This window comes from Streptomyces sp. NPDC058619, assembly GCF_042717785.1.
In the GTDB taxonomy this organism is placed as follows: domain Bacteria; phylum Actinomycetota; class Actinomycetes; order Streptomycetales; family Streptomycetaceae; genus Streptomyces.
The window spans coordinates 3,033-21,889 of record NZ_JBHXQN010000011.1 but is presented as its reverse complement, the minus strand read 5'-3'; the positions used below and the strand labels follow the sequence as shown (position 1 = coordinate 21,889).

The 18,857-nt window shown below is 72.5% G+C and carries 15 protein-coding genes and 1 pseudogene; 12 read left to right on the top strand and 4 right to left on the bottom strand.

What is annotated here, in order from left to right; genetic code table 11:
• The first annotated feature begins 78 nt into the window (after nt 1-78).
• Together ACFWTC_RS13480 and ACFWTC_RS13475 are read left to right on the top strand one after the other, a co-directional pair.
• A complete protein-coding gene (locus ACFWTC_RS13480) occupies nt 79-864 on the top strand; it encodes an ECF transporter S component (protein WP_383915418.1) in 786 nt (261 codons plus the stop codon).
• A 345-nt stretch (nt 865-1,209) separates the two neighbouring features.
• A complete protein-coding gene (locus ACFWTC_RS13475; RefSeq protein ID WP_383915399.1) occupies nt 1,210-1,653 on the top strand; it encodes a transglycosylase SLT domain-containing protein in 444 nt (147 codons plus the stop codon).
• A 293-nt stretch (nt 1,654-1,946) separates the two neighbouring features.
• Here the strand turns inward: ACFWTC_RS13475 and ACFWTC_RS13470 are convergent, their stop codons facing one another.
• Nucleotides 1,947-3,116 (bottom strand): steroid 3-ketoacyl-CoA thiolase, encoded by a 1,170-nt coding sequence (locus ACFWTC_RS13470; RefSeq protein WP_383915398.1) that lies wholly within the window; start codon nt 3,114-3,116, stop codon nt 1,947-1,949.
• Between the two features lie 241 nt (nt 3,117-3,357).
• Here ACFWTC_RS13470 and ACFWTC_RS13465 point away from each other — a divergent pair, with 241 nt between their 5' ends.
• On the top strand, nt 3,358-4,602 hold the full coding sequence (locus ACFWTC_RS13465) for a cytochrome P450 (RefSeq protein WP_383915397.1): 1,245 nt from the start codon (nt 3,358-3,360) through the stop codon (nt 4,600-4,602).
• A gap of 173 nt (nt 4,603-4,775) precedes the next feature.
• Here the strand turns inward: ACFWTC_RS13465 and ACFWTC_RS13460 are convergent, their stop codons facing one another.
• On the bottom strand, nt 4,776-6,818 hold the full coding sequence (locus tag ACFWTC_RS13460; RefSeq protein WP_383915396.1) for a phosphatase PAP2 family protein: 2,043 nt from the start codon (nt 6,816-6,818) through the stop codon (nt 4,776-4,778).
• Nucleotides 6,819-7,180: 362 nt separating this feature from the next.
• On the opposite strand from ACFWTC_RS13460, the gene ACFWTC_RS13455 reads away from it, so the two are divergent.
• Nucleotides 7,181-7,519, top strand: coding sequence for an antibiotic biosynthesis monooxygenase family protein (locus ACFWTC_RS13455; protein WP_383915395.1), 339 nt, complete (start codon nt 7,181-7,183; stop codon nt 7,517-7,519).
• 77 nt (nt 7,520-7,596) lie between these two features.
• Here the strand turns inward: ACFWTC_RS13455 and ACFWTC_RS13450 are convergent, their stop codons facing one another.
• Nucleotides 7,597-7,992, bottom strand: coding sequence for a nuclear transport factor 2 family protein (locus ACFWTC_RS13450; protein ID WP_383915394.1), 396 nt, complete (start codon nt 7,990-7,992; stop codon nt 7,597-7,599).
• Nucleotides 7,993-8,097: 105 nt separating this feature from the next.
• On the opposite strand from ACFWTC_RS13450, the gene ACFWTC_RS13445 reads away from it, so the two are divergent.
• The gene (locus tag ACFWTC_RS13445; protein WP_384027880.1) at nt 8,098-8,703 is read left to right on the top strand and encodes a GNAT family N-acetyltransferase; all 606 of its coding nucleotides are present in this window, start codon (nt 8,098-8,100) and stop codon (nt 8,701-8,703) included.
• 83 nt (nt 8,704-8,786) lie between these two features.
• Here the strand turns inward: ACFWTC_RS13445 and ACFWTC_RS13440 are convergent, their stop codons facing one another.
• A complete protein-coding gene (locus ACFWTC_RS13440) occupies nt 8,787-10,856 on the bottom strand; it encodes a DHA2 family efflux MFS transporter permease subunit (RefSeq protein WP_384027881.1) in 2,070 nt (689 codons plus the stop codon).
• Nucleotides 10,857-11,532: 676 nt separating this feature from the next.
• Here ACFWTC_RS13440 and ACFWTC_RS13435 point away from each other — a divergent pair.
• The 7 genes and pseudogenes from ACFWTC_RS13435 (at nt 11,533) to ACFWTC_RS13405 (ending at nt 18,653) form a co-directional block, all read left to right on the top strand.
• On the top strand, nt 11,533-12,141 hold the full coding sequence (locus ACFWTC_RS13435; RefSeq protein ID WP_383915391.1) for a peptidoglycan-binding protein: 609 nt from the start codon (nt 11,533-11,535) through the stop codon (nt 12,139-12,141).
• Between the two features lie 189 nt (nt 12,142-12,330).
• Nucleotides 12,331-13,017 (top strand): HAD-IA family hydrolase, encoded by a 687-nt coding sequence (locus ACFWTC_RS13430; RefSeq protein WP_383915390.1) that lies wholly within the window; start codon nt 12,331-12,333, stop codon nt 13,015-13,017.
• A gap of 474 nt (nt 13,018-13,491) precedes the next feature.
• A pseudogene (locus tag ACFWTC_RS13425) lies at nt 13,492-14,086 on the top strand (IS5 family transposase); the annotation flags it as partial.
• A gap of 457 nt (nt 14,087-14,543) precedes the next feature.
• Nucleotides 14,544-15,197, top strand: coding sequence for an HNH endonuclease family protein (locus tag ACFWTC_RS13420; RefSeq protein WP_384027882.1), 654 nt, complete (start codon nt 14,544-14,546; stop codon nt 15,195-15,197).
• Nucleotides 15,198-15,314: 117 nt separating this feature from the next.
• Nucleotides 15,315-16,988 carry an alkaline phosphatase D family protein gene (locus ACFWTC_RS13415; RefSeq protein ID WP_384027883.1) on the top strand — a complete coding sequence of 558 codons (1,674 nt, stop codon included), beginning with the start codon at nt 15,315-15,317 and terminating at the stop codon, nt 16,986-16,988.
• A 285-nt stretch (nt 16,989-17,273) separates the two neighbouring features.
• Nucleotides 17,274-17,912, top strand: coding sequence for a DedA family protein (locus tag ACFWTC_RS13410; RefSeq protein ID WP_383915387.1), 639 nt, complete (start codon nt 17,274-17,276; stop codon nt 17,910-17,912).
• A 186-nt stretch (nt 17,913-18,098) separates the two neighbouring features.
• Nucleotides 18,099-18,653, top strand: coding sequence for a hypothetical protein (locus ACFWTC_RS13405; RefSeq protein ID WP_383915386.1), 555 nt, complete (start codon nt 18,099-18,101; stop codon nt 18,651-18,653).
• Nucleotides 18,654-18,857 lie beyond the last annotated feature (204 nt).

Below are 18,857 nucleotides of genomic sequence, written 5' to 3'. Positions count from 1 at the left end.
GCGGGCCCCGCGGCCGGCCCGGTACCGAGCCGCGCATCCGGCCGCGCACCCGGCCGTACCGCGAGCCGCCCCGTACGGATCGGCCCGCGGGCCGCGGCCGCCCTCGTCCTGGTCACCCTCATCGGCATCGCCGCCTTCGGCTGGCCGCTCCTCGCCGACCGGCAGTCCGGCCTCGCGCACTCGCAGGACGCCCCGTGGCTCTTCGCCGCGCTGCTGCCCCTGCTGGTCGCCGTGGTCGTCGCGACCATCGCGGACAACGGCATGGACGCCAAGGCGGTGGCGATGCTCGGCGTCCTCGCGGCCGTCGGGGCGGCGCTGAGACCGCTGGGCGCGGGGACCGCCGGTTTGGAGCCCATGTTCTTCCTGATGGTGCTCAGCGGCCGCGTCCTCGGTCCGGGCTTCGGGTTCGTCCTCGGCTCGGTGACCATGTTCGCGTCCGCGCTGCTGACCGGCGGGGTGGGTCCGTGGATGCCGTTCCAGATGCTGGCGCTGGGCTGGTTCGCGCTGGGCGCGGGGCTGCTGCCCGGCCCCGAGCGCATCCGGGGCCGGGCGGAGCTGCTGATGCTGGCGGCGTACGGCTTCGTGGGCTCGTTCGCGTACGGCACGATCATGAACCTGCAGGGGTGGGTGATCCTTCAGGGCATGGGCCAGGGCATCTCCTTCCACCCCGGGGACCCGGTGGGGGCGAACCTGGCGCGCTTCGTGGCGTACTGCCTGGCGACCTCGCTGGGCTGGGACCTGGGCCGGGCCGCGCTGACCGTCGTACTGACACTGACGCTGGGGGCCACGCTGCTGAAGGCGCTGCGGCGGGCGACCCGCAAAGCGGCGTTCGATGCGCCGATTTCCTTCGATTCGGGGGTTTAGTCCCTTTTCGGGCACCCCCTGAAAGGGGTACGAATGGTCGCGGAGCATGAGATTCGGGGCTCTCGCCGGTGACCCGCCCCACAGGACCCACGTCACATACGAGCCGGGGTAGTAGTCCTTAATGGGCCCTTATCACCCCCTCTGAACCGCTCTCCACCTGCACGGACGATGATCAGGGCGCAGGGGGGCCGATCCTCACCCACTGCGAGGGCCGCTAGTAAGTGCGGTCGTTGCCAGGGGGTCGGGGCGTCTGTAGAACTGGATGAGTCGCAAGGCGGCCCGGGTGGTTCACCCGCCGCCGACGAACCCCTCTCCACCGCGTGAGTGGCTCACGCATGCTCCGGCATGCATGCGGCAGATCCTGTCCCCTGTGAAAGGTTTTCCGTGTCCAACGCCGTCATCCGCCGCATCGCCGCTTCCAAGAAGACCCTCGTGGGCTCCGCCCTCGCCCTGGGTGTCGCCGGTTCGATGCTCGCCACGGTTCCCGCGCAGGCCGCCCCGATGAACGCCAAGGCGATCGCGCAGCAGATGATCAAGGACCCGGCGCAGTTCGCCGCGTTCAACAACATCGTGTCCCGCGAGAGCGGCTGGAACCACACCGCCACGAACTCCTCCTCGGGCGCCTACGGCCTGGTCCAGGCCCTGCCGGCCTCGAAGATGTCCTCCGCGGGCTCCGACTGGAAGACCAACCCGGCCACCCAGATCAAGTGGGGCCTGGACTACATGAACTCCCGCTACGGCAGCCCCGTCGGCGCCTGGAACTTCTGGCAGTCGCACCACTGGTACTAAGCCGACCCGGCTTGGCATCCCCGTGGCAGCAGACACCGAAACAGCATCACCAGCACCATCCGTCCCGGCTCCCGCACCAGCGGTAGAAGCACGAGTGAACGCGGCAGAACCAGCAGTACGAACAGCACAGGCAGCGCAGGCAGCACGAGCAGCGCGAACAGCGCGAGCCGTGCAGGCAGCGCGAGTAGCACGAGCGGCACGCATGCGAAGGCCCCGACGGCCGACCTCCCCAGGTCCGGCCACCGGGGCCTTCGTCTTCCCATCCCACTGGGTTCAGCGCGCGCCCGCGGGGGTCACAGGCGCTGAATGATCGTGCCGGTCGCCAGCGCGCCTCCCGCGCACATGGTGATCAGCGCGAACTCCTTGTCGCGGCGCTCCAGCTCGTGCAGCGCCGTCGTGATCAGCCGGGCGCCGGTGGCGCCGACCGGGTGGCCGAGCGCGATGCCGCCACCGTTGACGTTGACCTTCTCCAAATCCTGGTCGAAGACCTGGGCCCAGCTGAGGACCACCGAGGCGAATGCCTCGTTGATCTCCACGAGGTCGATGTCCTTCAGCGACATCCCGGCCTTGCCGAGCACCGCACGCGTCGCGTCGATCGGCCCGTCGAGGTGGAAGTGCGGGTCGGAACCGACGAGCGCCTGCGCCACGATCCGCGCGCGCGGCCGCAGCTTGAGGGCGCGGGCCATCTTCCGCGAGGCCCACATCACGGCGGCGGCCCCGTCGGATATCTGCGAGGAGTTCCCGGCGGTGTGCACGGCAGTCGGCATGACCGGCTTGAGCCGCGCCAGCGCCTCCATGCTCGTGTCCCGCAGCCCCTCGTCCCGGTCGACCAGCCGCCACATGCCCTGCCCGGCCGCCTGCTCCTCCTCGGTCGTCGGCACCTGCACGGCGAACGTCTCGCGCTTGAAGCGCTCCTCGGCCCAGGCGGCAGCGGCCCGCTCCTGGGAGAGCACCCCCAGCCGGTCGACGTCCTCGCGGCTCAGACCGCGGTGGCGGGCGATCCGCTCGGCGGCCTCGAACTGGTTCGGGAGGTCGACGTTCCACTCGTCCGGGAAGGGCTTGCCCGGGCCGTGCTTGGATCCCGAGCCCAGCGGCACCCGGCTCATGGCCTCGACGCCGCAGGCGATGCCGATGTCCATGACGCCGCCGGAGATCATGTTGGCGACCATGTGGTTGGCCTGCTGGGAGCTGCCGCACTGACAGTCCACCGTGGTCGCGGCGGTCTCGTACGGGAGCCCCATGGCGAGCCAGGCGTTGCGGGCGGGGTTCATCGACTGCTCGCCGGCGTGGGTGACGGTGCCGCCGACGATCTGCTCGACGCAGTCGGGCTGGATTCCGGTCCGTGCCAGGAGTTCGCGGTAGGTCTCGCCGAGCAGGTAGGCGGGATGGAGGTTGGCGAGCGCGCCCCCGCGCTTGCCGATGGGGGTGCGTACGGCTTCGACGATGACGGGTTCCGCGGCCATGAGCTCGTCCTCTCCTGCACAGCGCCAGCGCGGCGGGCCGTCCCGGCGCCCCGCCCGAACTAGTACGCGTTCTAGTTCTCCCCGCAGTCTTATGACTGGGAGCCCCGCCACGCAAGGGTCTTGCACGCGGCCTGCACGGATTCCACACGCAACAGTTGGCGCGCCGACCCTTGTCACTTCTGGAACTCGTCACTACCTTCGAGCCAACTTCTGATGGGCCGTCAGACTTTGGAGTCGCCCGATGTCCTGCCCCGCGCTGCCCGAAGGCTTCGACGCCACCGACCCCGACCTGCTCCAAAGCCGCGTCCCGCTCCCGGAGTTCGCCCGGCTGCGGCAGACGGCTCCGGTGTGGTGGTGTCCGCAGCGGCGGGGGATCACCGGCTTCGACGACGAGGGCTACTGGGTCGTGACGCGGCACGCGGACGTCAAGTACGTGTCCACGCACCCCGAGCTGTACTCCTCGACCACCAACACGGCGATCATCCGCTTCAACGAGCACATCCCGCGTGATGCCATTGATGCCCAGCGACTGATCATGCTGAACATGGATCCGCCAGAGCACACCCGCGTACGCCAGATCGTGCAGCGGGGCTTCACCCCGCGGGCCGTCCGCGGCCTGGAGGAGGCCCTGCGCGACCGCGCCCGGAGGATCGTCGAGGAGGCCGTGGCCGCGTCGGCCGACGGCAGCTTCGACTTCGTCACCCAGGTCGCGTGCGAGCTGCCGCTCCAGGCCATCGCCGAGCTGATCGGCGTACCGCAGGAGGACCGCTCACGGATCTTCGACTGGTCGAACAAGATGATCGCCTACGACGACCCCGAGTACGCGATCACCGAAGAGGTCGGCGCCAACGCGGCCATGGAGCTCATCGGCTACGCCATGAACCTGTCCGCCGCCCGCAAGGAGTGCCCGGCCAAGGACATCGTCACGCAGCTGGTGGCCGCCGAGGGCCAGGGCAACCTGGGCTCCGACGAGTTCGGCTTCTTCGTGCTGCTGCTGGCCGTGGCGGGCAACGAGACCACGCGCAACGCCATCAGCCACGGCATGCACGCCTTCCTGACCCACCCCGAGCAGTGGGAGCTGTACAAGGCCACCCGGCCCTCGACGACGGCGGAGGAGATCGTGCGCTGGGCCACGCCGGTGGTGTCCTTCCAGCGCACCGCCACCCAGGACACCGAGCTGGGCGGCCAGAAGATCAAGGCGGGCGACCGGGTGGGAATGTTCTACTCCTCCGCCAACCACGACCCCGAGGTCTTCCGGAACCCGGAACTCTTCGACATCACCCGCGACCCGAACCCGCACCTCGGCTTCGGCGGCGGCGGCCCGCACTTCTGCCTCGGCAAGTCCCTGGCCGTCATGGAGATCGACCTGATCTTCAACGCCCTGGCCGACGCCCTCCCGGACCTCCGCCTGACCGGCGAGGACCCGCGCCGCCTGCGCGCGGCCTGGCTGAACGGCATCAAGGAACTACGCGTAACCCGCACCTGACCCCCACCACCAACCGCCCCGGCCCCCCACCCAATCCAGCCCCGCAGACGCCACACCCAGCCCCGCCGGCGCCCCATTCCAGCCCAGCCGGCGTTTGAGGCGCGGGGGTCCGGGGGCAGCGCCCCCGGGAAACGCGCCCCGCCCCACCGACGGCAGGGGCGCCGGCACCCCCCTCAGCGCCGCCGCGCAGCGACCGGCACCCCCGCGTCCGCTCCCACCTCCGCCGCCCCGCGCGGCTTCGGCAGGGACACGCCCGCCGCCGAGGCGACGGCCCCGCGCGGCCCGGACAGCACGTACACGAGCCCGAATCCGGCGGCCACCACGACCGCCCCGCCCACCGCGTCCAGCACCCAGTGGTTCGCTGTGGCGACGATCGCGCACACCGTGATCAGCGGGTGCAGCGCACCCAGCAGCTTCTGCCAGCCCTTCGGGGCCAGCACCACGATCACGATGCCGCACCACAGCGACCACCCGAAGTGCAGCGAGGGCATTGCCGCGTACTGGTTGGAGATCGCGGTCATGGCCCCGTACGACGGGTTGGCCAGGTCCTGCGGCCCGTGCACCGTGTCGATGAATCCGAGCCCGGGCATCAGCCGCGGCGGTGCGAGCGGATACAGCCAGAACCCCGCGAGCGCGAGCACGGTCGCCAGGCCCAGGGAGGCCCGCGCCCACCGGTAGTCGCCGGGGCGGCGCCAGTACAGCACGCCGAGGATCGCCAGCGGGACCACGAAGTGGAAGGAGGTGTAGTAGAAGTTGAAGAACGCCTCCAGCCAGGGGGTGTTCACCACGGCGTGGTTCACGGCGTGCTCGATGTCCATGCCGAGCGCCTTCTCGATCCCGTGGATCTGGTCGGCGTTCCCCTCGGCAAGCGACCGGCTCGTCGGCGCGGCGGCGCGGATGTGCGAGTACAGCGAGTACCCGACCCGTATCAGCAGCAGCTCCAGCAGCAGGTTCGGGCGCGAGAGCACCCGCCGCCAGAACGGCAGCAGCGGCACCCACGCCCACCGGGCGGCCGCCGGACGCCCGTACGCGGTCGGTACTGGGGCGCCCCAGTGCGGCGCCGACCGCGGCAGGAACGGTACGGCGCAGGCCGCGGCCAGCGCGGCGAGCAGCAGCACGTTGTCGCGTACGGGCGCCAGGGCGGCCAGGTTCGGCAGCAGCACGTCGCTCGGCAGGGTCAGCGCGAGGACCACGGCCACGGGCCACACGGGCCGGTCCGCCGCACGGGTGCCGACCTTGCCGGCGACGGCGAGCAGCACCCACAGCAGCTGGTGGCGCCAGCCGACCGGGGACACGGCGACGGCCGCGCACCCGGTGATGGCGACCGCGAGCAGCAGTTGCCCGTCGCGGGCGTAGCGCACGGCGCGGCGCAGGCCGATCCACACGACCGCGGCGGCGAGGACGGCGTACAGCGCGATCTCGGCGGGTCCGGTGAGCCCGAGGCGCAGCAGCGCGCCGTGCACGGACTGGTTGGCGAGGCCGTCGGGGGCGCCGCCGAGGCCGGTCCCGGCGAGGTGCTGGGACCAGTACGTCCACGAGTCGCGCGGCAGGGCCGCCCAGGACAGCGCGGTGGCGCCGGCGAAGGCCGCGGCGGCGGTGCGCGCGGCGGGGCGGCGCCCGGAGAGCCACAGCAGCGGAGCGAAGAGCAGCAGCGCGGGCTGGAGGGCGGCGGCGAGGCCGATCAGGAGACCGGCGGGCCGGTCGGCGGGGACCCGGAAGACGGCCAGCAGCACCAGCAGGACCGGCAGGACGGCGGTCTGGCCGGGCGAAGCGGCCTCGCGGACGGGCAGCGAAACCATCAGCAGCGCGGTCAGGACCGGCGCGGCCAGCAGCGCGGTGCGCCGCGGCACGGGATCGGGCAGGCCGCGCGCGGCGACGAGCCCGATGGCGGCGACGCACAGCAGCATCACGCAGGTCCAGGCGACCTCCAGCGACGGTGCGGCGAAGCCGGTCAGCGGTTTGAGGACCAGGCCGGCGAAGGGGGTGCCGGTGAACTGCCCGGCGCCGGCCTCGTAGAGGGAGCCGGGCAGACTGCCGGGGAGGTGGAACCCGCTCAGCCAGTCTCCGGGCGGCACGCGCAGCACCGCGGTGGCCTGTCTGACGGCGAGCGCGCCCGCCAGCGCCCACAGCAGGAGGCGGGCCGCCCCGAGTCCGCCGCTACCGTCTATGTCCCCGGCATGTCCGTTCGCACCACTGTGCTCCGCCGCGTTCGCCACGCCTCGCCGGCCTCCCGCCCTGTTGACCGCAACCCCGACTTCGCCTGGCTGCCGCGCTTCATACCGCGTGTGATTACCGGGACGACGATATCCCCCGCGCGATGCCCCGGACGGCCCGCTCGAACAACCGGAAGATCAACAGACCGCCGCGGGCCCGCCCGGAGGCTCGCCGACAGCCGCCGACGGGCTCTCCGACGGGCTGACTGACAGGCCCGCGGCAGGCCGTCGACAGGCACTCGGGTGACTCTTCCGGAATGCCGGGTGTCCCCTTCACGACGCCACGACGGGCCCGTATAGGAGACTGCAGACACGTCGTCAAGGCCGGGTTCGACGCCCGGCCCGTGTTACCTGAGAGGTGTCATGTGCCTAGCGTGGTAAAGATCAACGCGCTCACCGTCCCGGCCGAGCAGCGGGAGGTGCTGGAGAAGCGCTTCGCCTCCCGGGCGGGCACAGTGGAGGACTCGGACGGCTTCGAGTGGTTCGAGCTGCTGCGCCCGGTGGAGGGCACCGACCAGTACCTCGTCTACACCCGGTGGCGTTCGGAGGAGGACTTCCAGGCCTGGATGGAGGGGCCGATGAAGGCCGCTCACCAGGGCGGGGGCGGCGGCGAGGGCGGCGGCGAGCGTCCGAAGCCGGCGGCCTCGGGTTCGTCGGTGTGGTCGTTCGAGGTCGTGCAGCAGGCGGCGCCGAAGAAGGCCTGACATCGGGTCCGGAACGGGTCCGGGGCCGGTTCGATCCTGCTCCTGCCTGCTCCGGACCCGGACCCGGCTGGGCTCGGCTAGCTCCAGAAGGCGTCCATCTCGTCGATGTCCTCGGTGCACTCGTCGATGTCGGTGATCTTGTGGCCGATGACGGTGAAGAACAGGCCGCCGCGGATCTCGATGCCGCGGTCCCCCCGGTCCGCGCGGGACGTGTGGAACGTCATCACATGTCCGCGGCCGTCGGCGAGGACCGTTTCCAGGTGGACGTGGATCGTGCCGTTCGTCTCCTGCCCGAGCCGCCGGTAGAGGTCGAGGACGGCTTCGCGCCCCTTGTGGTGCCCGGACAGCGGGCTGCTGCCGGGCACGTGGTGGATGACGTCGGCCGTCATCAGCGTGCTCAGCGTCTCCATGTCGCCCTTGCCGAACGCCTCGTAACCGCGGCGGATCAGGGCACAGTCCGGATGCTCCGACATGACGGTTCACACCCTCCACGTGCACGGATGGTCTTTTTCCTATCATCGGTCCGGGGGTGTGGATATTCCACACGGGGCTTCCGGCGCGAACTCCACAATGACCCCATGAACACATACAGCGAACAGCGCGAACAGACCACGAGGGCCGCGGCGCCCACCACGAGCGCAGGCCGCACCGGTGACACGATCACCGGCGGCGCGTGCCGCTCCCGGTCGGGTGCGTGGACCGTGGTGCCCGAGCACGTCACCGCCCCGGACGCCGTCCTCCTGCGGCGCGCGTACTACGCGGAGGTCGCCGGCCGGTACTGGAACCGGCCGGTCACCGAGACGGAGGTCGACGAGGGACTCGTGGAGTTCCCGGACGACGGGCTGGTACCGCCGACGGGCCGGTTCGTCGTCGGCCGGTGGGACGGCGAGCCCCTGGCGTGCGGCGGGATACGCCGGCTCGACCCCGCCACCGCCGAGCTCACCAAGGTGTACGTCGACCCCCGCGCCCGCGGAACCGGAGGCGGCGCGGCCCTGCTCGCCGCCTTGGAGGCACAGGCGCGCGAGATGGGCGTCGAGCGCGTCCGGCTGGACACCCGGTCGGACCTCGTGGAAGCCAGGGCGCTGTACGCGCGGCACGGGTACGCGGAGATACCGGCGTACAACTCCGGCCCGTACGCGGAGCACTGGTTCGAGAAGACCCTGCGGCCCACCCCCTCCCTCTGACCTCAGATGTCGTGGCCTTGATCTCGGCCTCGGCCTTGCCCTCGCACGGGCGTGGCGGGGCCTCGCGGGGGCGGGGATGAAGGCTAGGGCGCGGCGTGGTCGCGCCGCGGGGCGGCGTCGTATGGCTCCTCGGCGTCGGAACCGCAGAGCTCCGTGTTGATCTCCCGGACCAGTGCGATCAGGTCGCTCGGGCGGTCCGGACCCCACCAGTCGCCGAGGAGTTCGGCGAGGGAGTCCTCCCGGGCGGCGGAGAGCCTGGCCGCGCTCTCGCGCCCCGCATCGGTCAGGACCAACGGCAGCCCGTCCCGCACGGCGAGGCCGCGCCCCTCGATCTGGCGGGCGGCGTCCGTGATGACCTTCAGCGGCACGTTCGTGCGTTCGGCGAGCTCGGCGGGGTCGGCGAAGCCGTACTTGTTGATCCGCAGCAGCAGCCAGCTCGCGGCGGGCAGCAGGTCGTAGCCGGCCTTCTCGGTGATCTTCTCGTACACGTGCCGCCGACCCTCGCGGGTGCCGAGCACCGACAGGGCGCGGGCGACCTCGTCGCGGGATGAGCGCTGAACCGGGTTGGAGGCGAGGGTCTCCGTCACGTCGGGAGCGGTGACCGAGCCGCGGAGCGTGTCCTCCTTGAGGAACCAGGCGACGACGAAGGCGATGAGGACGATCGGCACCGCGTAGAGGAAGACGTCGGTGATGGCGGTGGAGTAGGCGTCGAGCACACGCGTCTGCAGGTCGGCGGGGAGCTCGGCGACGGAGCGGGGATCGGCCTCCAGCTGGGCCGGCCCGACGCCGGGTGGCAGCGTGACGCCCACGAAGGCGGCGGCGAGTTGGTCGCCCAGACGGTTGGTGAAAACCGTGCCGAAGATCGCGACGCCGAAGGAGGCGCCGATGGAGCGGAAGAAGGTGGCGCCGGAGGTGGCGACGCCGAGGTCGGCGTAGCTGACGGCGTTCTGCACCACCAGGACGAGCACCTGCATGACCAGGCCGAGTCCGGCACCGAAGACGAAGAAGTAGACGCTCATCTCCCAGGTGGAGGTGGTGCGGTGCAGCTGGTGCAGGAGGAGCAGACCGACGGCGGTGACGGCGGTTCCGGCGATCGGGAAGACCTTCCACCGGCCGGTGCGGCTGACGATCTGACCGGACGCGGTCGAGGAGATCAGCATGCCGATCACCATCGGCAGCATGTGGACTCCGGACATGGTCGGTGACACGCCCTGGACGACCTGGAGGAAGGTCGGCAGGTAGACCATCGCGCCGAACATCGCGAAGCCGATGACGAAGCTGATCACCGAGCAGAGGGTGAAGGTGCGGACGCGGAACAGTCCGAGCGGCAGGACGGGTTCGGCGGCCCTGCGCTCCACGAGGACGAAGACGAGGAGGAGGACGGCGCCGAGGACTGCGAGACCGACGATCCGGGCGGAGCCCCAGCCCCAGGTGCCGCCGAGGGAGGCGACGAGCACGAGGCAGGTGGCGACGCAGGCGATGAGGAAGGTGCCGAGGTAGTCGATGGTGTGCTTTGAGGAGCGGGCCGGAATGTGCAGGGCGGCGGCGATGACGAGGAGCGCGACGAGACCGATGGGGAGGTTGATGTAGAAGACCCAGCGCCAGGACAGGTGGTCCACGAAGAGGCCGCCCAACAGCGGGCCCAGCACGCTGGTCGCACCGAAGACACCGCCGAAGAGGCCCTGGTACTTGCCTCGTTCACGGGGCGGGACGATGTCGCCGACGATCGCCATCGACAGCACCATCAGCCCGCCGCCGCCCAGGCCCTGCAGGGCGCGGAACCCGATGAGCTGAGGCATGTTCTGGGCGATGCCGCACAGGGCCGACCCGATCAGGAAGAGGACGATGGCGTACTGGAAGAGCTTCTTGCGGCCGTACTGGTCGCCGAGCTTCCCCCACAGCGGGGTGGCCGCGGTGGCGGCGAGCATGTAGGCGGTGACGACCCAGGACAGGTGGGCCATGCCGCCGAGGTCGCTGACAATGGTCGGCAGGGCGGTGGAGACGATGGTCTGGTCGAGCGCGGCGATCAGCAGGCCCAGCAGCAGCGCGCCGATCGAGACGAGCACCTCGCGGGAGGCGTGCTCGGCGGCGGGGCCGGACTTCTGCGGGCCGGAACCGGAGTCCGCGGCCTCCCTGGTCACATCCTGCGCCATCGATTCCTCCTCAGGCCGGATCAACATCTCCATCCTGAGCGGTGTGTCCTGTTATGGCCTCTCGGGCGGGTTGGGAGGGCCTTGACGGGTCTGCATAATCGCAGGCAATGGCCAGGGAGGGATTCCAGTGAGCGGTAAACACTGTCCGGACTGCGGCGCATCCGGCGCCGGCTGCGGGTGTGCGCCGAGTGCGGGTTTCGACCCCATGCGCATCCGTCCGTACGTGACGTTGTCCGACCCCGGGGTGCCGGACGCCCCGGAGCCTCCGCCGTCCGTACCGCACGGGGTGACCCCGGCGCCGCAGCCACCGGTACCGCCGATACCGCGCCGGGTGGCGCCGGCGTCACCGAACGACACCCCGGCGTACGGCACACCCGTGCCGCCGTCGCACCCGACGTGGCCGACGGGCCCGGGCGCCGGGGCGGGTGCGGGCGCCGGGCTGGGTGCGGGCGCCCGGCTGGGGCAGGGACCTGCTGCCCGGGTGCCCGCGGCCTGGGCGGGCCCGGAGCCGGGTTCGGGCGCGGGCGCGGGCCGGGGGTCGACCCCCGCGGGGTCGCCGCCCGGGCCGGACGACACGGTGCAGCTGCAGGCCGTACCGCCGGGCGGCTCTCCCGCGCCCGGCGGTACGCGGGGCGGAACGTCCGGCGGGGGGCCTACGTACGGGTACGAGTTCGGGGTGGGGGGTGGGGGCGGGGGCCCGGAGAAGCGCACCGGCTCCGCTCCCCGGCGGCTGCTGCCGCTCCTGCTCGGTGCCGCCGCCGTGGTCGCCCTCGGCGGCACGGCCATGGCGCTGTGGACGATGCCCGACTCCCCCGGCGACGAAGTGACGCTGCTCGACGCCAAACCGTCGGCGCCCGTGGTGAGCCTCGCCCCGCCCGACCCCTCCCCGACCCCGTCCGCCTCGGCGTCCGGCCCGTCGCCCTCGGCCTCGCGTTCCCCGTCGCCCAGCGCCTCCCGGTCGGCGTCCCCGTCCGCCTCGCCGAGCGCCTCCCGGTCGGCGTCCCCGTCCGCCTTCGCGAGCCCGTCACCGAGCGCGAGCCGCTCCGCCGGCCCCAAGCCCTCGGCGCCTGTGCAGGGCCCGACCCTGCGGTACGGGGACTCGGGTGCGGACGTTGAGAAGCTGCAGCGGCTGCTGGCGGACCAAGGCCTGTACCGCGGCAGGATCAACGGCCAATTCGACGCGCGGGTGGAGCGGGCGGTGTCGACGTTCCAGTACGAGAACGGCATCGACGGCGAGGAGTGGGGCGTCTACGGCCCCGTGACCCGCCGCGCCCTGGAGGGCTAGCGCGGAGCAGCGCCACTTGCGGCCGGGCCCGGAAGGCCGGCCCCGGAAGGGACAGGGGTCACACCCCGCTCGGTGGCGCGAACCGCTCCGCGTTTTGTATCGTGTAGGAACAAAGTGGTTCCGCCCTCACTCCCTGACCGGTGGGCGGAACCACTTGTTCTCTTTTCCCGCCCGTCTGGAGCCCCGCCGATGCCGGCCAGCACCGCCACCGCCACCGCACCCGTCGTCCTCAGCGCCAAGGCCCTGCTCCTGGACATGGACGGCACCATCGTTAACTCCGACGCGGTGGTAGAGCGCTGCTGGCGCGATTGGGCGCTCTCCCACGGCCTGGACCCGCAGGAAGCCCTCAAGGTGGTCCACGGCCGCCAGGGGTACGCCACCATGGCCGTCCTGCTCCCGGACCGCCCGATGGAGGTCAACCACGCCGAGAACGCGGTGATGCTCGCCCGCGAGACCGCCGACACCGACGGCGTGGTCCCGGTCGCGGGCGCCCCTGAGTTCATGGCCTCGCTCGACGGCCTGGCGCACGCCCTGGTCACCTCCGCAGACGCGGCCCTGGCCACGGCGCGGATGACCGCTGCCGCCCTGCCGATGCCCCACGTACGGGTCACGGCCGAATCCGTCGAGTCCAGCAAGCCCCACCCCGAGGGCTTCCTCAAGGGCGCGGCCGCCCTGGGCGTGGACCCGGCCGACTGCATCGTCTTCGAGGACTCCGCCGCCGGCATCGCCGCAGGCCAGGCGGCGGGCATGCGCGTCATCGGCGTGGGCCCGCGCGCGGGCGCCCACGCCCCCACGGTCCATGTCCCCGACCTGACGGCCCTGCGCGTCACGTCCACCCCGGACGGCTCGATCCACGTGACGGTGTCGGAGGCGTAAGCCGGAGCCGCACACGAGCCCGCCACGCTCCCGTAGTCGACGTCAGCCGCCCACCGCCCGGTGGGCGGCTGACGTCGTCCTGCGCTGATCGCACCCGGCGGGAGACCGGTCCGGGCTACCCCGCCGGTCCGGACGGTCAGCCCGCGACCGCCGTATTGCAGAGACCCCGCGGCCCTCGCCCTCCCGGACGGTCGCCGACGCCGGCTTCACACTGCCCCGGCCGCCCGGTCGGGCAACCTGGCGCAGATCAGGACCGCGCGCACCCCTCCGCGGGGTACGACGCCCGGCCCTGACCGCCATCGGCGACGTACGCGCCCGGCAGGCGATCGCGGGCCTCGGCATCCAGGGCGGGCCCACCCGGACGACGCACGCAGCGCCACCGAAGCGATCACCAAGATCGCGGTCCGGCCGCGGCGAGAACGCCCCTACGGACGAGCTTCGCCGACCTGACACTCGGCGCCCCATGACCACACGCCAAGTGGTGGCGGCCTTCGCCGAGTGGGTGACCACGCGGCATTGGCCGCGATCATCTTCACCGCGGCTTCCGGCTGCACCTGGCCGCAGCTCCCGCCGGTGTTCGGGCCGAGCTGGCAGATGGTCTATCAGCGGTTCGCCCGGTGGAGCCGGGCTCGCGTCCGGGCCCGGCTCCACCGCGTCGTCCTCGACGAACTCGGCGCCAGCGGCGGGCTGGACTGGTCGCGGTGCGCGATCGACTCGGTCAGTCTGCGGCCGTCAAAAGGAGGCCGCTGACCGAGCCGAATCCGACTGACCGTGGCAAGTCTGAATCCCGAATTCACCTGATCACCGACCGGAACGGACTGCCTCTCTCGCCGGGCAACTCGGGTGCCCACATGCACGACAGCCTTGGCCGTGAACCGCTCGAACGAGGCATCCCGCCCGTCCGTTCCCACCGCGGCCCCCGCAGGCGACGGCCAGCGAATTGCACGCCGACAAGGGCTACGAATACGACGGCTCGCACTCACCCGGCCCTGGTGGCGAGGTACATCCACACCTCGAGAGCACGCTCGCGATCTGCGAAGTTGCCCACTCGGGCGATGATCCGAGCCGGATCGGCTCTGTCGTCAACAGTCACGTCGCCCTCCACGGCTCGGGGCGATCATGCCAGATCAGCCGCAGAATCCGTCTGGCACCCAAGCCGGCCAGCCTCCGGCCCGGTGTCTCTCGCTGACCCCGTTCAACAGCAGCCGCCACCCAAAGGAACGACGTCTACGCGCTGACGCCGTCCGCCCCCCTCGACCCAGGGTCCGCGACGCCGCGGGGCGTCCGTAACGACTCCTTGATGCAGAACGCCCGGCGCCCGCCCCGGCCCGTCGCGCGCCGGAGGGCCGCCAACGGGACGGAATCTCAACTTCCTTTTAAATCAGCGGCCTTGGACGCCTTGATGTGACGTGCCCATGTCGTCAGGCTGTCATCTGGCGCCCACCCGAGCGAAACCCGGCGCCGCAAGCATGGCCACACCCCACCGGGGCCGTACGGCCACACCCCCCCGCATCCAGGGAGCCCTCATGGCACTCACCTCCGTTGTCTACGCGCGTCGAATCGGCGTGCTCGCCTCGGCCGCCGCACTCGCCGCCCTGACGTCCCTCGTCAGCGCGCCCGCCGCCCAGGCCGCCCCGCCCACCCCCATCAGCGCCTCGGCCGCCCGCTCCTACCTCGCGACGGTCACGCCCAGGGCCGAGGGCTCCACCAGCGGCTACAGCCGCGACCTCTTCCCGCACTGGAGCACCGTCTCGGGCAGTTGCAACACCCGCGAGACCGTCCTCAAGCGGGACGGGGTCAACGTCGTCCAGGACTCCGCCTGCGCCGCCGTGAGCGGGAGCTGGTACTCCGAGTACGACGGCGCCACCTGGACCGCGGCCTCCGACGTCGACATCGACCACATGGTTCCGCTCGCCGAGGCCTGGCGCTCCGGCGCCAACGCCTGGACCACGTCCAAGCGCCAGCAGTTCGCCAACGACCTCACCCGCCCGCAGCTCATAGCGGTCACCGACAACGTCAACCAGGCCAAGGGCGACCTCGACCCCGGCAAGTGGCTGCCCTCGCGCACCGCCTACCGCTGTACGTACGCGCGGATGTGGGTCCAGGTGAAGCAGCACTACGCCCTCAGCATGGACTCCGGTGAGAAGACCACCCTGGGCAACGTCCTCAGCGGCTGCTGACACCCGCCCGGACCGGCCCCTCCAGCCGATCTTTCCCCCGTCAGGGGGAGGCGTGGCTCCCCCTCCCCGTCGTACCGTGATCACAGGGGACCGGGGACACGGAGGAGGGGGAGTCGCATGGCCGGACTGCGTCTGGGGCCACTGCTGCGCTACGTCGACTGGGACACGGGCGGTTCGGCCACGATATGGGTCGAGGCCGACCGCCCGTGCACGGCCGAGGTGCGGTGCGCCGGCGGGGCGGGCGGCAGCGTGCGCACCTTCCAGGTGGCGGGCCACCACTACGCGCTGGTGCCGGTCACCGGCCTGACGCCGGGGGCCACCACGGCGTACGAGGTGCTGCTCGACGGGGACCGGGTGTGGCCGCTGGCCGACAGCTCCTTCCCGCCGAGCACGATCAGCACTCCCGCGGTAGCGAGCTCCAGCCGGTCCGCGCCGGGGCCCGGGCTGCGCGTCACGTTCGGCTCGTGCAGACAGGCCGCGCCGCCCGCCGGCGGGCTGCGCGGGCCGCACGGCGCGGACGCGCTCGACACCCTCGCGGCGCGGCTGGCCGCCGACCCTGAGGCCGTGCGCCCGGACGTCCTGCTGCTGCTGGGCGACCAGGTGTACGCCGATGCGCTGTCGCGGGAGACCCGGGCGTGGATCGCGGCCCGGCGGGATCTGCGGGAGGCCCCCGGCGCCCAGGTCGCGGATTACGAGGAGTACACCCGGCTCTACTACGAGTCCTGGCTGGACCCGGAGATCCGCTGGCTCCTGTCGACGGTGCCGAGCCTGCACATATTCGACGACCACGACGTGATCGACGACTGGAACACGAGCGAGGCGTGGGTCGCGGAGATGCGGGCCACCCCGTGGTGGCGGGAGCGGGTGCTCAGCGGGCTGATGTCGTACTGGGTGCACCAGCACCTGGGCAACCTCTCGCCCGCCGAGCTCGCGGAGGACGGGCTGTATGCCGAGATCCGCGCGACCCCGGACGGTACGGAGCCGCTGCGCGCCTTCGCGGCCTCGGCGGACACCGCTCCGGCGACGGTCCGCTGGAGCTACCGGCGGGACTTCGGTCGGACCCGGCTGCTGATGGTGGACACCCGGGCCGCGCGGGTCCTGGCGGAGGACGCGCGGTCGATGCTCGATCCGACCGAGCAGCAGTGGCTGCGGGACAACGCGCTGGCGGGGCACGGGGCGTACGACCACCTGCTGATCGGTTCCTCGCTGCCGTGGCTGATGCCGCCGCTGATCCACGACGCCGAGACGTGGAACGCGGCGCTGTGCCGGGGTGACCGGGGTCCGCGGTGGGCGCGGATCGGGGAGAACCTGCGACGGCGCAGCGATCTGGAGCACTGGGCGGCGTTCCCGGCCTCGTTCGCGGCGCTGACCGACCTGATCGAGGAGGTGGGGACGGGGCCGCGGGCGCCGGCGACGGTGTGCGTGCTGTCGGGCGACGTGCACCACGCGTATGTGGCCGAGCCCCGAATACCCAGCACGGCGCGGCTGTTCCAGCTGACGTGCTCGCCGGTGCACAACTCCATCCACACGGCGGTGAAGCTGGGGTTCCGGCTGGGCTGGTCGCGGTGGGGGCGGTGGCTGGGGCGCGGCTTCACCCGGCACGGCAGGACGGGCCGGCCGCCGGTGGCCTGGCGGCGTACGGGCGGTCCGTGGTTCGGCAATCAGCTGATGACGCTGGCCCTGTCCGGGCGGACGGCGCGGCTGCGGCTGGACCAGGCGCACAAGGACCGCAAGGGCGCCCGGCTGGTGACGGTGCTGGACCGGGAGCTGACCGGGTCGGAGACGACGTAGGCATGGCGGGTCAGGGGGACGGTGCGGCTGCCGGCGCGGACCGGTGTCGCGGCGGGCGGCCCACGGGAAGGCGGTGCGGCCCGGGGCACCCGCGGGACCGGGAGCCACGGGACCGGGAGCCGCGCGGCCGGGAGCCACGGGACCGGGCGCCACGGGGTGGCCCCGGGCGTCCGCGTGGTGGACGCCCGGCGTACCCTGTAGGGCTGTCAAGCCGCTCCTGCCGCTCCCCCGCGACGTCGCGGCGCTTCATGCCGCTGCACGTCAACCGGACTGGGGAGTCCCGCCTTGTTTGAGACTCTGGGGTCGCTGACCGCGAGCCCATGGATCTACGCCGTGGTGGCGGTGTCCGTCGTGCTCGACGTCTTCCTGCCGGTCCTCCCGAGCGGGGTGCTGGTGATCACCGCGGCGGCGGCCGCCGCCGCGGCCGGTGCGGCGGGTCCGGTACCGGTGACCGCTCAGGTGCCCGACATCCTGGCCCTGCTCGTGATCGCCACGACCTCGTCGGTGCTGGGCGACATGGCGGCGTTCCGGCTGGCCCGGCGTGGCGGGGCCCGGCTGGACCGGGCCATCGCCCGGTCCCGGCGGCTGACCCGGGCGCACGAGCGCCTGGGCACGGCACTGGCCCGGGGCGGCGGCGCCCTGGTGGTGATCGCCCGCTTCGCTCCGGCGGGCCGCTCGGTGGTGTCGCTGGGCGCGGGCAAGACGCACCGCAAGGTGATGGAGTTCCTGCCCTGGTCGGTCCTGGCGGGCATGGCCTGGGCCGGTTACAGCGTGTCGCTCGGCTACTTCGGCACGCAGTGGCTCGGTACCCAGTGGCTCGGTACTGCGGTCTCCCTCGTCGCGCTGTTCGCCGGCGGCGCCCTGGCCGCGTACCTCGTACGCCGCCCCTACCCGGCGAGGACCGCGGCGGCCCCTGCGGCGTAGCGGAACCCCACACGGCTCGTCCGGGTGAACCGGTTCCCCCGGGCGGAGCAGCGACTCACCCGTTCGCCCGGCCCCGATCGCCGCCCCGGGGCCCGGCTCCTAGCGTGCAGAGCACGGTGCGCAACCGAATCCGCGTCACATCCGTGCCATGGCCGCGCCGTTTCGAGGAGCCGAGGAGTTCTCTCCATGCCCGCCACGCCGCACGCCCCGCCGCAGTCCGAGCCCGCCCCGCACTCCGGGTACGCCGGGCGCTCCGCCCCCTCCGCCCCGCGCCGCCTGCTGGCGGTCGCCGCCGTGACGCTCGCCGTCGCCGCCGCGACTCCCGCCGCGCTCGCCTACGCCGCCCCCTCCGCCAGCGTCTCCCCGAGCACCGTCGCCCCGGGGGCCCGGGTCGGGCTCAACGTCGAAGGCTGCGGTACCAAGACCGGCCGGGCCACGTCCAGCGCCTTCGGCGAGGTGCAGCTGACGCCCGGCAACCTGGAGGCCACGAACCTGTTCGGCAGCGCCACCGTCTATCGCGACGCGAGCGCGGGCACCCACCGCGTCACCTTCGAGTGCGGCGGCGTCGGCGGCCAGCGCGTCACCGCCAACCTGTACATCACCCCGGGCGCCGCGCGCGGCGGCGAGGGCGGCAGCATCGGCTCGATGAGCCCGGCGCAGATCGCCGTGGGCGGCGCCTTGGCCGTGGGCGCACTGGGCGCCGGCGTATGGGTGATCCGCCGCCGCGCCTCCGCGGTCTGACGGCCGTCGCCGCCGGCGCGCCCCCGGGAGCGGAACCCGCTCCCGGGGCGCACGGGCGCGACCACACAGACTCACGCGGCGGCACGATCACGCACGCCATGACGCCGTCACGCGGTCACGCGGTCACGCGGTCACGCGGTCACGCGGTCACGCGGTCACGCGGTCACGCGGTCACGCGGTCACGCGGTCACGCGGTCACGCGGT

What these genes read in the sequence shown, in the direction of transcription:
- ACFWTC_RS13415 (WP_384027883.1), top strand. Translation starts at nt 15,315, where the DNA reads ATGGCCGGACTGCGTCTGGGGCCACTGCTGCGCTACGTCGACTGGGAC.
- ACFWTC_RS13470 (WP_383915398.1), bottom strand. Translation starts at nt 3,116, where the DNA reads ATGGCCGCGGAACCCGTCATCGTCGAAGCCGTACGCACCCCCATCGGC.
- ACFWTC_RS13430 (WP_383915390.1), top strand. Translation starts at nt 12,331, where the DNA reads ATGCCGGCCAGCACCGCCACCGCCACCGCACCCGTCGTCCTCAGCGCC.
- ACFWTC_RS13450 (WP_383915394.1), bottom strand. Translation starts at nt 7,992, where the DNA reads ATGTCGGAGCATCCGGACTGTGCCCTGATCCGCCGCGGTTACGAGGCG.
- ACFWTC_RS13440 (WP_384027881.1), bottom strand. Translation starts at nt 10,856, where the DNA reads ATGGCGCAGGATGTGACCAGGGAGGCCGCGGACTCCGGTTCCGGCCCG.
- ACFWTC_RS13475 (WP_383915399.1), top strand. Translation starts at nt 1,210, where the DNA reads ATGCATGCGGCAGATCCTGTCCCCTGTGAAAGGTTTTCCGTGTCCAAC.
- ACFWTC_RS13405 (WP_383915386.1), top strand. Translation starts at nt 18,099, where the DNA reads ATGCCCGCCACGCCGCACGCCCCGCCGCAGTCCGAGCCCGCCCCGCAC.
- ACFWTC_RS13465 (WP_383915397.1), top strand. Translation starts at nt 3,358, where the DNA reads ATGTCCTGCCCCGCGCTGCCCGAAGGCTTCGACGCCACCGACCCCGAC.
- ACFWTC_RS13445 (WP_384027880.1), top strand. Translation starts at nt 8,098, where the DNA reads ATGAACACATACAGCGAACAGCGCGAACAGACCACGAGGGCCGCGGCG.
- ACFWTC_RS13420 (WP_384027882.1), top strand. Translation starts at nt 14,544, where the DNA reads ATGGCACTCACCTCCGTTGTCTACGCGCGTCGAATCGGCGTGCTCGCC.